At 35.3% G+C, this 13,264-nt stretch carries 18 protein-coding genes and 1 riboswitch; of the genes, 13 read left to right on the top strand and 5 right to left on the bottom strand.

Annotation, left to right across the window (positions count from 1 at the left end):
- Nucleotides 1-7: 7 nt before the first annotated feature.
- The 3 genes from G8Y84_RS06065 to G8Y84_RS06055 all read right to left on the bottom strand — a co-directional run bounded on the left by G8Y84_RS06065 (nucleotide 8) and on the right by G8Y84_RS06055 (nucleotide 1,496).
- Nucleotides 8-379 carry a DUF1722 domain-containing protein gene (locus G8Y84_RS06065; protein ID WP_107360756.1) on the bottom strand — a complete coding sequence of 124 codons (372 nt, stop codon included), beginning with the start codon at nucleotides 377-379 and terminating at the stop codon, nucleotides 8-10.
- A gap of 8 nt (nucleotides 380-387) precedes the next feature.
- On the bottom strand, nucleotides 388-891 hold the full coding sequence (locus tag G8Y84_RS06060) for a GNAT family N-acetyltransferase (protein ID WP_037572390.1): 504 nt from the start codon (nucleotides 889-891) through the stop codon (nucleotides 388-390).
- A 185-nt stretch (nucleotides 892-1,076) separates the two neighbouring features.
- Nucleotides 1,077-1,496, bottom strand: a complete 420-nt coding sequence (locus G8Y84_RS06055; protein ID WP_037572388.1) for an organic hydroperoxide resistance protein — start codon at nucleotides 1,494-1,496, stop codon at nucleotides 1,077-1,079.
- A 126-nt stretch (nucleotides 1,497-1,622) separates the two neighbouring features.
- On the opposite strand from G8Y84_RS06055, the gene aroD reads away from it, so the two are divergent.
- Nucleotides 1,623-2,366: a type I 3-dehydroquinate dehydratase gene (gene aroD, locus G8Y84_RS06050; RefSeq protein ID WP_103158887.1), complete on the top strand. Its 744-nt coding sequence runs from the start codon at nucleotides 1,623-1,625 to the stop codon at nucleotides 2,364-2,366.
- Nucleotides 2,367-2,399: 33 nt separating this feature from the next.
- The gene (locus G8Y84_RS06045; protein WP_105985884.1) at nucleotides 2,400-2,945 is read left to right on the top strand and encodes a nitroreductase family protein; all 546 of its coding nucleotides are present in this window, start codon (nucleotides 2,400-2,402) and stop codon (nucleotides 2,943-2,945) included.
- A gap of 86 nt (nucleotides 2,946-3,031) precedes the next feature.
- Here G8Y84_RS06045 and G8Y84_RS06040 read toward each other — a convergent pair whose 3' ends face one another.
- Entirely contained in the window at nucleotides 3,032-3,352 is a 321-nt protein-coding gene (locus tag G8Y84_RS06040; RefSeq protein ID WP_165806189.1) for a thioredoxin family protein, read from the bottom strand.
- Nucleotides 3,353-3,521: 169 nt separating this feature from the next.
- On the opposite strand from G8Y84_RS06040, the gene G8Y84_RS06035 reads away from it, so the two are divergent.
- The 7 genes from G8Y84_RS06035 (at nucleotide 3,522) to G8Y84_RS06005 (ending at nucleotide 7,900) form a co-directional block, all read left to right on the top strand.
- On the top strand, nucleotides 3,522-3,875 hold the full coding sequence (locus G8Y84_RS06035) for an arsenate reductase family protein (RefSeq protein WP_037572382.1): 354 nt from the start codon (nucleotides 3,522-3,524) through the stop codon (nucleotides 3,873-3,875).
- A 70-nt stretch (nucleotides 3,876-3,945) separates the two neighbouring features.
- Entirely contained in the window at nucleotides 3,946-4,326 is a 381-nt protein-coding gene (gcvH, locus tag G8Y84_RS06030; protein WP_037572381.1) for a glycine cleavage system protein GcvH, read from the top strand.
- 82 nt (nucleotides 4,327-4,408) lie between these two features.
- The gene (locus tag G8Y84_RS06025; protein WP_037572380.1) at nucleotides 4,409-4,804 is read left to right on the top strand and encodes a toprim domain-containing protein; all 396 of its coding nucleotides are present in this window, start codon (nucleotides 4,409-4,411) and stop codon (nucleotides 4,802-4,804) included.
- The gene (locus G8Y84_RS06020) at nucleotides 4,770-5,090 is read left to right on the top strand and encodes a thioredoxin family protein (protein ID WP_037572379.1); all 321 of its coding nucleotides are present in this window, start codon (nucleotides 4,770-4,772) and stop codon (nucleotides 5,088-5,090) included. Before G8Y84_RS06025 ends, G8Y84_RS06020 begins: the two co-directional genes overlap by 35 nt.
- A 39-nt stretch (nucleotides 5,091-5,129) precedes the next feature.
- A riboswitch (SAM riboswitch) is annotated at nucleotides 5,130-5,236 on the top strand.
- 92 nt (nucleotides 5,237-5,328) lie between these two features.
- Complete coding sequence (locus G8Y84_RS06015; protein ID WP_037572377.1) at nucleotides 5,329-6,357, top strand: methionine ABC transporter ATP-binding protein; 1,029 nt, start codon at nucleotides 5,329-5,331, stop codon at nucleotides 6,355-6,357.
- On the top strand, nucleotides 6,350-7,045 hold the full coding sequence (locus G8Y84_RS06010; protein ID WP_037572375.1) for a methionine ABC transporter permease: 696 nt from the start codon (nucleotides 6,350-6,352) through the stop codon (nucleotides 7,043-7,045). Before G8Y84_RS06015 ends, G8Y84_RS06010 begins: the two co-directional genes overlap by 8 nt.
- A 24-nt stretch (nucleotides 7,046-7,069) precedes the next feature.
- Nucleotides 7,070-7,900, top strand: coding sequence for a MetQ/NlpA family ABC transporter substrate-binding protein (locus G8Y84_RS06005; protein ID WP_037572373.1), 831 nt, complete (start codon nucleotides 7,070-7,072; stop codon nucleotides 7,898-7,900).
- A gap of 294 nt (nucleotides 7,901-8,194) precedes the next feature.
- Here the strand turns inward: G8Y84_RS06005 and popT are convergent, their stop codons facing one another.
- Nucleotides 8,195-9,046 carry a polyprenyl-phosphate transporter PopT gene (popT, locus tag G8Y84_RS06000; RefSeq protein ID WP_037572371.1) on the bottom strand — a complete coding sequence of 284 codons (852 nt, stop codon included), beginning with the start codon at nucleotides 9,044-9,046 and terminating at the stop codon, nucleotides 8,195-8,197.
- A gap of 303 nt (nucleotides 9,047-9,349) precedes the next feature.
- On the opposite strand from popT, the gene sufC reads away from it, so the two are divergent.
- From sufC to sufU, 4 genes are all read left to right on the top strand, one after another.
- Nucleotides 9,350-10,120 carry a Fe-S cluster assembly ATPase SufC gene (gene sufC / locus G8Y84_RS05995; RefSeq protein WP_037572369.1) on the top strand — a complete coding sequence of 257 codons (771 nt, stop codon included), beginning with the start codon at nucleotides 9,350-9,352 and terminating at the stop codon, nucleotides 10,118-10,120.
- Between the two features lie 21 nt (nucleotides 10,121-10,141).
- Nucleotides 10,142-11,449: a Fe-S cluster assembly protein SufD gene (sufD, locus tag G8Y84_RS05990; RefSeq protein ID WP_105996706.1), complete on the top strand. Its 1,308-nt coding sequence runs from the start codon at nucleotides 10,142-10,144 to the stop codon at nucleotides 11,447-11,449.
- Between the two features lie 115 nt (nucleotides 11,450-11,564).
- A complete protein-coding gene (locus tag G8Y84_RS05985; RefSeq protein ID WP_103158909.1) occupies nucleotides 11,565-12,806 on the top strand; it encodes a cysteine desulfurase in 1,242 nt (413 codons plus the stop codon).
- Nucleotides 12,796-13,245 (top strand): Fe-S cluster assembly sulfur transfer protein SufU, encoded by a 450-nt coding sequence (sufU, locus tag G8Y84_RS05980; protein ID WP_037572365.1) that lies wholly within the window; start codon nucleotides 12,796-12,798, stop codon nucleotides 13,243-13,245. The genes G8Y84_RS05985 and sufU overlap by 11 nt, the downstream gene beginning before the upstream one ends.
- The last annotated feature ends 19 nt before the right edge of the window (nucleotides 13,246-13,264 follow it).

Here is a 13,264-nt window from a genome sequence, read left to right as displayed (position 1 = left end):
ATAAAGGTTATAAATCCATGATTGCGCTATGTAATAAATAGGGGTTTTGGTATTTGCGTGTCAAATTCTGAATAAATATAAGACAAGTTTGATGAGAAACATGATGATGGTGGAGTTGCTCTATATATGATAAATATGATTTCATTTCCTCGTCTGTGGCTACGTTTTTAAAATAGCCCCATAAATGTTGAAATGTATTCACAAATGCAGAATGACGAATGGGAGTTTGTAATATATTATGTATGCGCTGTTCTATTGTTAGATAATCAGCACCTTGTTTTATCAATTCTTTTATTTCAATATAGTAGCGATAGTCATGCATCATCACATGATATTTTTCGTATCGCCATAAATGTTGAATGCGGGTTATTTCTTTCATAACGCCTCCTATTTGATGTAATAAATCAGCCAGTGCTCATCAATATATTTGTTGTCGAGTTTACGGGCGTTTGTTTCTATTGCTAAAAATTCAAAGCCCAAGCGATCACAAAAGATTTTTGCTGCTATATTATTTGATGCAACAGCTAAAATGAGTTGTTCGATACGATGTTTTTTAGCATATTGTATTAAATATTCCATGAGCTGATGTGCTAAATTTTTTCCTCGCGCTTTTGGAGTAACGTATAAACCTTGAATTGTTGCTTTATGACTTTTAGAAGTATACAGAGAAAAGTTGAGTTGAACAAATCCTACGAGATCCTGATTTTCAAAAGCACCGAAAAAAACTTGAATGTGATGATGATCAGGGTGGAGCAGTTGCGCAATGTTTTGTTCAGTATAATCTGAACGTTCATTAATTTCATGTACAAAAGCAATAGGATGAAGTTGAAATGCTTCACAAGTAAGTTGATAAAATGCTTTTGCATGACTATCATTTAAAACTTGAATCATGAGCATCCTCCTATATGTAATCGGTTTATTATCTCAATCATATAAAAGGATAAACATGAATGCAATGATATATTTGAATATTCGGACGAATTACACTTGATATAATTTTAAAAAGAATTTATTGTTGCTGCAACATATAAATAAAGGGCGAGAAGGTAACTTCTCGCCACAATCTTATATCTCAATTATGAAATGACTTCTACTTTTAAATTCACATCAATATTGCCTCTTGTTGCTTTAGAATAAGGACAAAATTCATGTGCTTCTTTGAGGTTTTGCTCAGCTTCCTCTTGCGTCATATTTTTAACTTTTCCTAAAATATCGACTTCTAATTTTGGACTTTCTACATCAGGATCATCAACGAGTCTGACAGTTAAGTCGACAACGGGTTCTGCATTTCTATGTCCATTGCGTTTTAATATTAAGTCAAAAGCACCATTAAAACAAGAAGCGTAACCTGCAGCAAAGAGTTGTTCAGGATTAGTTGCTTGACCATCCGCTTTATCTGGAGGTGTTATTTTTAAATCTAACGTTTGATCATCAGTGTTTACATGACCATTTCTTCCACCAGTATTTGTCGCAGTTGTTTCATAAATTGTTGACATTGCAATTCCTCCTTTATGATACATTACATTGTTTACCCAGTTCATTATTTCTCAATCATCCCTTTAAAATTTAAAAGAGATACGCTATATTTAGCGTAATTGAAATCAAAAAAGTAGGTGGAGTTTATGAAAACCCGAATCGTAGGAAGTCTCATGCCAAATGATGTCACGTTAACTTTATCTGAAGTTGAAAATGTCATAAATCAACAAGATTTCTTCGATATTTTAGAAATCAGAATTGACGCAATTAAAGATCTTACTATAGAAACAATAGAAAAAATGATTGAACAATTGCTACAAAAAGGATTCCGAAAAGAAGTGCTCATCACTTTTCGAACGGAGTCGCAAGGTGGGGCACATTCTATTGAAGAGGCGGCTTATCAAAATTTATTACAATCCATTGCTGGTATAAAGCATGTTGATTATATAGATGTGGAATGGGAACAAGAAACGTCACGTTCAGAATTAGTACAATCCATTCAATCCCAAGGCGTAGAGGTCATTATTTCGTATCATAATTTTCAAGAAACGCCTAAAATAGAAGTTTTAAAGAAAACATACTATCACATGTCTCAATGGGGAGGCACACATTTGAAAATTGCTGTTATGCCTCAGTCGAAACAAGATGTGTTAACACTATTACAAGCGGTCTCTGAAGCGAGTGAAGCTTTATCGCATTGGGTCACAGGCATTTCTATGTCAAGTTTAGGGGTGATTTCTAGAACAGCGCAGGCTACTTTTGGAGGAGCTTTGACATATGGGTCACTAAGTGAAAGTGTAGCGCCAGGGCAATTAGATGTTAAAACGCTCAAAAATGTGATGGCATTGTATCAGCCATTTGAAAATCACACCCACCTCCCTTATAATTGATAATGGTTATCAATGAAAAAGGGGAAGATGAGGATGGAACTTCAACACGCAATTAAATATCGGAGAAGTATTAAAAAATTTGATAGAGATATGCATATCGATGAAGACGCGGTAAGAGAAGCTGTTGTTGAAGCGGCAAATGCGCCAAATCATGGTATGCGCGAGCCATGGCGTGTCGTGTATGTTCCTAAACATAAATTAGGAGAGATGAGTAAAGAAGTAACACGCTATGCCTTTCCAAGGGAACCTGAAAAACAAAAGAGTCATTATGATGCAGTCACGAATTTAGGAGGTTTTCTTGCGATTATTATGACGTGCGATGCAAGACAACGTGAAGAAAATGAAAATTACTTAGCGGTTGGGGCATATGCACAAAATTTATTATTGCTATTATATGAGAAAGGTATTGGGACATGTTGGAAAACCCCAACATATATTTTTCATCCTAAAGTGAGAAACGTATTTGGCGTACTTCCAGACGAAAGATTGATTGGTTTTGTTTATTTAACCGATCTTGAAGATAATTCAGGAAAAGAAGCTAGACGTAAAAATAGAGGCGTTTATACAGAATATATTTAAGAGATTAAAACAGCCATCAAAATTTATCTGAGGGTAAATTTTGATGGCTTTCTATTTTCAGGTGGACATATATCCACCTCTTATTATTAAACTAAACTTTCAGCTAAAAACGATTCTACTTGTTCTGGAGATTTTGCATTTGCTGAATGTAAATGATGTAATTTTTCGCCGTTTTTAAAAATGAGAATACTTGGGATACCCATAACTTCATTTTCTACAGCGGCTTCTTCGACTTCATCACGGTTGACGACGTACCAATCATATTGATTGTATTTTTCAACAATAGGATCTATCCACATATCCATCGCCTTACAATCTGGGCACCAACCCGCTTCGAATTTAACAATGACAGTTTGATCTCCGTTAATAATCTTTTTGAATGTTTCCATGTCTTGAATTTTTTGCATGTGTAGTTCCTCCGTTACTCTTATTTATAGAGTTCATTATAGCGGATTTCATAAAATGCGTCATACTTTCCGTCTGTCAAAATAACAAAAAAATAATACTAGTATAAAAATTAGTCTAATTTAACAAATTTTGTTATATTTGATGTAAGTCAAGCAAGGAGGTAATGAAATGATTAAGTTTTATCAGTATCAGAACTGTACTACATGTAAAAAAGCCTCTAAATTTTTAACGGAGCATGGTGTGAGTTTTGAACCGATTGACATTGTTCAATTAACGCCTACAAAAGAAGAATTTAGAGATATCGTGGATCGCACAGGAATCGAAATTAAAAAATTGTTCAATACTCACGGTGCAAAATACCGTGAACTTAATCTCAAAGATAAATTGAGCACATTATCTGACGAAGAAAAATTAGAACTTTTAGCTTCAGATGGGATGTTGGTCAAAAGACCTTTAGCGATATTAGGCGATAAAATCACAGTTGGATTTAATGAACAAACTTATCGTGACACATGGTTATGATAAAAATAGTTGATTGATAATAAGCAATGTGTCATGATTATCTTGTAAACAATTATAGGAGGGGATTCAAGTGGCAGTGCCAAGTGAATTAAAATATTCAAAAGAACATGAATGGGTAAAAGTTGAAGGAAATATTGCAACAATCGGTATTACTGATTTCGCTCAAAATGAGTTAGGGGATATCGTATTCGTTGAACTTCCAGAAGTAGATGACGAAGTTTCAGAAGGTGAAACTTTCGGTAGCGTTGAGTCTGTTAAAACAGTTTCAGAATTATACTCACCTGTGTCTGGTAAAATTACTGAAATTAACGAAGATCTTGAAGATGAACCAGAAGCAGTTAATGAATCACCATACGAAAAAGCATGGATGGTTAAAGTTGAGTTAAGTGATGAAAGTGAAATTGACGCTTTAATGGATGCAAACGGCTATCAAGAAATGATCGGCGAATAATAGATACGAAACTCCTAGATAATCTTTGGACTATCTTGGAGTTTTTTTGTACTGAATAATATCTTTTTAGAAGGTGAAAACCATGGCGATGATTAGCAAAGTCATTATTGTGGAAGGTAAATCTGATAAAAAAAGAGTTAAAGAGGTGTTATTAGAACCTGTCGAAATAATTTGTACACATGGGACGATGGGGATTGAAAAGTTAGATAATATGATTGAATCCTTATATGGAAAACAAGTCTATATCCTCACAGATGCCGACACAGAAGGAAGAAAAATCCGTAAATGGTTTCACAAATATTTAAGTGAGAGCAATGATATTTTCATTGATTCAACTTATAGTGAAGTGGCACGATGCCCACGAGATTACCTCTCAAATGTACTCGGACGTCACGGTTTTGACGTAAAAAAAGATTTCTATGTAAAAGGAAAGTATTCTTATCATGAATGTTTCAGAGCAATCGAACAATATATCTAAAAAAGATAAACAAGAACATCCGATTCATTTAATTTTCGGATATACGCCTATGTGCGGAACGTGTAAGATATCAGAACGCATGTTAGATATTGCAAACGAAGTAACACATCTCCCTTTGGAAAAGCGAGATTTGAACTTTTATCCTGAATTTAGCAAGGAATTTGAGATCCAATCTGTGCCCATATTGTTAATTATGAAAGGTGAACAAGAATTGGAACGAATTTATGCTTTTCAATCGGTCACATTTTTATTGGAAAGAATAAAAAAAGCCATTGACGAAAATTGAGGATAATGGTAAGATTTAAACAATTCAATATTCAGAAAACTCTTATCCGGAGTGGTGGAGGGATGTGCCCTATGAAGCCCGGCAACCGTCTATATTTAGAAATGGTGCCAATTCACATAAAGTATTTATACTTTTGAAGATGAGAGAAATGCATCGGTATCTTTGCTTTCTCTTATTTTATAAGAGAAAGCTTTTTTTATTCTGATCATTGGAATGGCAACACATAAGGGGGAACACTATGATTGAGCTTAAAAACATCGTCAAACAGTATAAGAGCAAATCTAAATCAGTAACGGCTGTTGACCATGTCGATTTAAATATTAGTGCTGGAACTATTTTTGGCATTATTGGTTTTTCTGGTGCAGGTAAGAGTACTTTAGTCCGTTTGTTTAATTATCTAGAAACACCAACATCAGGTGATGTCATTATTGGTGGTGAAAATATCGGCCAATTAAGCAAACAAGCTTTAAGACATAAAAGACAAAAAGTAAGTATGATTTTCCAGCATTTTAATTTATTGTGGTCACGTACGGTATTAGATAATATTTTATTTCCACTAGAAATAGCGGGCGTACCTAAAAAAGAGGCAAAACAAAAGGCGATTGAATTAATTGAACGTGTCGGTTTAAAAGGCCGCGAAAAAGCCTATCCTTCTGAACTATCTGGAGGACAAAAACAACGGGTAGGTATCGCACGAGCGTTAGCTAATGATCCAGAGGTATTGTTATGTGATGAGGCGACAAGTGCCCTTGACCCTCAAACGACAGATGAAATTCTAGATTTATTATTACAACTAAAAAAAGAACAAAAGTTAACAATCGTGATTATCACCCATGAAATGCATGTGATTCGACGTATATGTGATGAAGTGGCAGTCATGGAAAATGGGCGTGTCATCGAACAAGGTAAAGTTTCAGAAGTTTTTGAAAATCCAAAACATTCGGTAACTAAGCGGTTTGTGCAAGAAGATTTGAAACCTGAAGCTGAATACGAAGATATTTCTGGACTCGTTGAACTCGAACCTTTTGACAGATTAGTCAGACTTAACTTTTCAGGTAAAACGACGACGCAACCTATTATTTCTTACCTCGCAAAAGAACATCAAATTGACGTCAATATATTAGAAGCGAACATCAAACATTCTAAGTCTGGAACGATTGGTTTTATTGTAATTCATATTCCTCATCTTTCAAACGAGGCATTTCATCGATTAGAAACAGACTTGAATGAGAAACATATTGAAGTTGAGGTGATCAGTCATGGGTAAAAGTTTCAGCGAAATATTACAAGAAATGATAACGATGCCCAATGTGAGTTGGCCTGAGGTTTGGGAAGCTACATATGAAACGCTCTATATGACAGTTATTTCTACATTATTTTCATTTATATTTGGTTTGATTATTGGAGTGATTTTATTTCTCACTTCTAAAAGTAAATCTAAAGTTGGACGTGTTTTTTATAGTATTGTGTCTTTCTTTGTAAACTTATTTAGAGCAATTCCTTTTATCATTTTAATCTTATTGCTTATTCCGTTTACAAGTTTAATTCTAGGAACAATCAGTGGTCCGACGGGGGCGTTACCTGCCTTAATTATTGGCGCATCGCCATTTTATGGAAGACTTGTTGAGATTGCCTTAAAAGAAATAGATAAAGGGGTCATCGAAGCTGCATGGTCTATGGGCGCAACAACTTGGACAGTCATTAGAAAGGTTTTAATTCCTGAATCGTTACCTGCCTTAATTTCAGGTATTACCGTTACAGCGATTGCTTTAGTAGGATCTACAGCCATTGCTGGGGTCATTGGAGCAGGCGGATTAGGAAATTTAGCTTATTTAACAGGTTTTACACGAAATCAAAATGATGTCATTTTGATTTCCACAATTTTAATTTTAGTTATCGTCTTCGTTATTCAATTATTGGGAGATTGGGCAACGAATAAAATAGATAAACGATAAATTTATTTTAAGGAGAATGGTCAAATGAAAAGATTTATATCAATTGCTTTAGTTTTAGTGCTTACTGTTGTATTAGCTGCATGTGGTAACAACGACTCAAAAAGTAGTGACAATAAAGACGACAAAAAGATTGTCGTAGGGGCATCTCCAGCACCTCATGCTGAAATTTTAGAAGAAGCGAAACCTTTATTGAAAAAAGAAGGTTATGATTTAGAAATTAAAACAATTAACGATTACACAACACCTAATAAATTATTAGATGCTGGAGAATTGGATGCTAACTTTTTCCAACATACTCCATACTTAGATACTGAGAAAAAAGAAAAAGGCTATAAAGTTGAATCAGCTGGTAATGTCCACTTAGAACCAATGGCTGTTTATTCTCAAAAACATAAAAGTTTAAAAGACTTACCAAAAGGGGCAGAAATTTTCGTTTCTAATAACCCAGCAGAACAAGGTCGTTTCTTGAAGTTTTTCGTAGATGAAGGTTTAATTAAAATTAAAAAAGGCGTTAAAATCCAAGACGCTACTTTTAAAGACATTGAAGAAAACAAAAAAGATTTAAAATTCAATAATAAGCAAGCCGCAGAATTTCTTCCAAAAACATATCAAAACAATGAAGGGGACGCAGTGATTATCAACTCTAACTTTGCGATTGAACAAAAATTAAATCCACAAAAAGATTCAATTGCTGTTGAAAAAGCTGATAATAACCCATATGCAAACTTAATTGCTGTACAAGAAGGTCATAAAAACGATGAAAAAATCAAAGCGTTAATGAAAGTATTACGTTCAGATGATATTAAAAAATTCATCAATGACAAATACGATGGTGCTGTTACTCCAGCTGAATAATATTTTGGAGTGAGACTCATCATAGTGAGTACCTTAAATTAAAACATTATCAAAATTTATTGATGCTATACTTTTAACGGTTAGTGAGCACATCACTGACCGTTATTTTTTAATGAGTTCAATGCGCACGATATAGAGATAGCGTCCGCCTATAATTCAATAGCCCTCAACATTTACCGTCAGATAAATGTTGAGGGCTATTTTAATACGATTTAAATCTCTAAGAATAAGGCGATAAGTGAGCGCTAAAACTTCTTAATAAATCATCCGTTATTTAAAGAGGTTTTATTACGCTTATTGTTCATCAGTATAATGTCCGAGTACATAACTGATAGCAAAGCCTAAAATTAACGTGATAAGGGAAACGACCCAAGTTATCCCTGATTGAGGTAATCCTGGAAAAACAGAGAATAAAGATCCGATAACAAGTCCAAGAATGGCTGCGTATGTTAAATAGGTGTAATTCGTGAGCAAATACTGGATGATTTTACTCGCGACGATAAATCCGACGGCTATACCCGCGCCAACTAACAAAATCACAGGCAGTGCTTGAAAATGAAATCTTACCACTTCTGAAATCGCGTATGTGACGGTACTGTAAACACCTAGCAATAATAAAATGAAAGAACCTGAAATACCTGGAAGTAACATTGCGCTAGAAGCGAGTATACCTGCCACAAAATATTTGATGAGCATTGGGGCTGAAAGGTCAATATTAGACGGTGCAGCGTGAGAAGTATCCCCTTTTAACATCGCCATCGCAAGTAGTAATAAAATAAAAATGAAAACAATAATCCAATGGATGGCTTTAAATGTACGTTTATAATGTGAGATTCTCAATAAGAAAGGGATGACCCCAATAATTAATCCTGTAAAGAAAAACATCGTTGGTACTTGATGATGTGCTAGCAAATAGTTGATAAGGCTACTCAATATACCAATCGCTAATCCCATACCGATGACAATGGGCAATAAAAATAAAATACTGCGTTTAAAGTTTTTTGAAAACACACCGCTGACTGAAGAAATAAATTCATCGTAAATTCCTAATAATAAGGCGATGGTGCCCCCGCTTACACCTGGAATTAAATCACTTACACCCATGGCAAAGCCTCGAGGGATGTTAGAAAACTTAAATTGCGACATAGAGCTATGTTCCTTTCTAATTAAATTAAAGGTACTGAAATGTCATATTACAATAACGGAGCACTTTAAGCAATCAAATATCCATAGTGATTGAGAACATCCCGTATTATATTATCAATAACTTTTCTAAAATCTATGTAAAATCGATTTAAAATTGAACATCATTTTTCAACCCGTAATGTTTTATAATTCCCGTCATTTTCGTTATAATTAGCATTTAGAAACATATGAAATACTTTTGACGTTACATTAAAATTATTATAAACTGGTATATGGAATCTAACATTTTTGGAGGGAATAGTAATGCCATCAACATTAGAAATTAAAGACTTACATGTGTCTATTGACGATAAAGAGATTTTAAAAGGTGTTAACTTAACAATTAATACAGGTGAAATCCATGCCATTATGGGACCCAACGGTACGGGTAAATCTACACTTTCATCAGCAATTATGGGCCATCCTTCATATGAGGTAACACAAGGTGAAGTGTTATTAGATGGTGAAAACATTTTAGAAATGGAAGTTGATGAACGCGCTAAAGCAGGTCTGTTTTTAGCAATGCAATATCCATCTGAGATTACAGGTGTGACAAATGCGGACTTTATGCGTTCAGCTATCAATTCTCAACGCGAAGAAGGTCAAGAGATTAATTTGATGCAATTCATCAAAAAATTAGATAAACAAATGGATTTCTTAGATATGGACAAAGATATGGCTCAACGTTATTTAAACGAAGGGTTTTCTGGCGGTGAGAAAAAACGTAACGAAATCTTACAATTGATGATGCTTCAACCTAAATTTGCGATTTTAGATGAAATTGACTCAGGTTTAGATATTGATGCCTTAAAAGTTGTTTCTAAAGGAATTAATGAAATGCGCGGAGAAGATTTTGGTTCATTAATCATTACGCACTATCAACGTTTATTAAATTATATTACGCCGGATCATGTTCACGTAATGTACAACGGTATTGTTGTAAAATCTGGCGGAGCAGAATTAGCGAAACGTTTAGAAGAAGAAGGTTACGAGTGGGTTAAAGAAGAATACGATTCAGTAACTGCGAACCAATAATCATCATAGGAGGAAATAAGTATGACGACTGAAACATTAAATATTTCTGAAGCTCAACTTGTTGATTATTCCAAAGCGCATCGTGAACCTTCTTGGATGACAGAACTAAGAAAAGACGCGTTAAAACAAGCAGAATCTTTAGAAATGCCAAAACCAGATAAAACAAAAATTGATAAATGGGACTTTGATTCGTTCAAACAGCATGAAACGACAGGTTCTGTTTTTGAAAGCTTACATGGTCTACCAAAAGAAATTGACCGTATTATTAATGTAGAAGCGAGTGAAAACTTAATTATTCAACATAATAATACTTTAGCTTTTTCTAAAGTGAACGAAAAAGCACAGCAAGATGGCGTTATTATTGAACATATTAGTGAAGCACTTCAAAATCATAGCGATCTTGTTGAAAAATATTATATGAAAGACGCAGTAACAGTAGATGAACATCGATTAACGGCGTTAAATACTGCTTTAATGAATGGTGGAGTTTTCGTCTATGTGCCACGTAATGTGGTTGTTGACCACCCAATTCAATATGTTGTATTACATGATGATGAAAAGGCAAGCTTTTTCAACCACGTTATATTAGTGACTGAGGAAAGTGCTGAAGTCACTTATGTGGAAAACTATTTATCAACTACATCAGCGGAAGGTTGCCAGTTAAACATTATTTCCGAAGTTATTGCGGGTGCCAATTCTAAAATTACTTACGGATCAGTAGACTTTTTAGATCAAGGATTTACAGGTCATATTATCCGTCGTGGTGTTACAGCTCAAGATGCGACAATCAATTGGTCGCTTGGCTTAATGAATGAAGGTAATCAAATTATTGATAATACGACGAACTTAATTGGAGATCGTTCAACGTCTGATTTGAAATCTGTCGTAGTTGGACGCGGTGATCAAACGATTAATTTAACGTCTCGCATTGTTCAATATGGTAAAGAAACAGATGGACATATTTTAAAACATGGTGTTATGAAAGAAAATGCCTCTTCTATTTTCAATGGTATCGGTCATATTAAACATGGCGGTTCAGGTTCTGCGGCTAACCAAGAATCTCGTGTGTTAATGTTATCAGAACATGCACGTGGGGACGCGAACCCTATCTTATTAATCGATGAAGATGACGTAGAAGCAGGTCATGCGGCATCAGTAGGCCGAGTTGACCCAGAGCAACTTTACTATCTTATGAGTCGTGGTATTTCACAACACGAAGCGGAACGTCTAGTTATTCATGGCTTTTTAGATCCTGTCGTTCGTGAACTCCCTATTGAAGATGTACAACGTCAATTACGTGAAGTGATTGAACTTAAAGTGGGTAAATAAGCGATTTTCATCGGAAATGCTCATGACAAATGGGGCATATCTTTCATCATTTAGAAGAGGAAGCATAGATTTTAATTAGAGAACGTAACTTTTTGGAGAAAGGTCTGTGGTACAAATGACCGAAACACAATTTGATGTTGAAGCAATCATAAAAGACTTTCCCATTTTAAAAGAAACAGTTAATGGGAAGCGTCTTGCATATTTAGATTCAACAGCGACGAGTCAAAAGCCGCAACAAGTGATTGATGCACTCGAGGATTATTATAAGCGCTACAATTCTAATGTGCATCGCGGTGTGCATACGCTAGGATCACTTGCTACGGATGGTTATGAAGGTGCGCGTGAAACTGTGCGTCGTTTTATTCATGCACCTTACTTTGAAGAAATTATCTTTACACGTGGAACTACAGCTTCCATTAACTTAGTTGCACATAGCTATGGTGATGCGAACGTTGAAGCGGGTGATGAAATTGTGGTCACTCAAATGGAACATCACGCGAATATCGTACCTTGGCAACAGTTAGCAAAAAGAAAAAATGCAACATTAAAATTCATTCCAATGACAGACTCAGGGGAATTGACGCTTGAAGCTGTAAAAGAAACGATTACAGATAAAACAAAAATCGTTGCCGTCGCACATGTTTCGAATGTTTTAGGGACAATCAATGATGTGAAATCTATTGCTCAAATCGCACATGAACATGGCGCAATTATTTCAGTTGATGGGGCGCAATCTGTTCCACATATGAAAGTGGATGTTCAAGATTTAGATGTAGATTTTTATAGCTTTAGTGGCCATAAAATGCTTGGACCTACGGGTATAGGCGCCCTATATGGTAAACGTGAGTTGCTCAATCAAATGGAACCTATTGAATTTGGTGGAGATATGATTGATTTTGTCGGTCTTTATGAAAGTACATGGACAGACTTACCAACAAAATTTGAAGCAGGGACACCATTGATTGCTCAAGCTATTGGCTTAAAAGCGGCGATTGAATATTTAGAGAATATTGGTTTTGATGCGATTCATGCGCATGAAGCTGAGATTACAGCATATGCTTACGAAAAAATGTCTGAAATTGAAGGTATTGATATTTACGGTCCAGACAAAGATAAGCGGGCAGGTATCATCACCTTCAACTTAAAAGATGTACATCCACATGATGTGGCGACAGCACTTGATACTGAAGGCGTTGCCGTTCGCGCAGGTCATCACTGTGCGCAACCTTTAATGAAATGGTTGAATGTATCGTCCACAGCGCGTGCAAGTTTCTATATTTACAATACAAAAGAAGATGTAGATCAACTGGTTGAAGGGTTGAAACAAACGAAGGAGTTTTTCACATATGAATTTTAATAATCTCGACCAATTGTATCGTTCAGTGATTATGGATCATTATAAAAACCCACGTAATAAAGGTGTTATCGAAGACGGTACGATGACTGTTGATATGAATAACCCGACATGTGGCGACAGAATTCGCCTCACTTTTGATATCGTTGACGGTATTATTAAAGATGCAAAATTTGAAGGTGAAGGTTGTTCTATCTCAATGTCAAGTGCATCGATGATGACTGAAGCGATTAAAGGGCATAGTCTTAAAGAAGCGATGGAAATGAGTCAAGAATTCACTAAAATGATGCTCGGTGAAGATTATGTAATCACTGAGGACATGGGTGATATCGAAGCGTTACAAGGTGTTTCTCAATTTCCTGCCCGTATCAAATGTGCCACATTAGCATGGAAAGCACTTGAAAAGGGTACTGTAGAAAAAGAAGGCAAAACAGAAGAATAAGCACATTGAATGTAGTGAT

Source organism: Staphylococcus sp. 11511212 (assembly GCF_011394755.1).
In the GTDB taxonomy this organism is placed as follows: Bacteria; Bacillota; Bacilli; order Staphylococcales; family Staphylococcaceae; genus Staphylococcus; species Staphylococcus chromogenes.
This window is presented reverse-complemented; position numbering and strand designations above follow the sequence as displayed.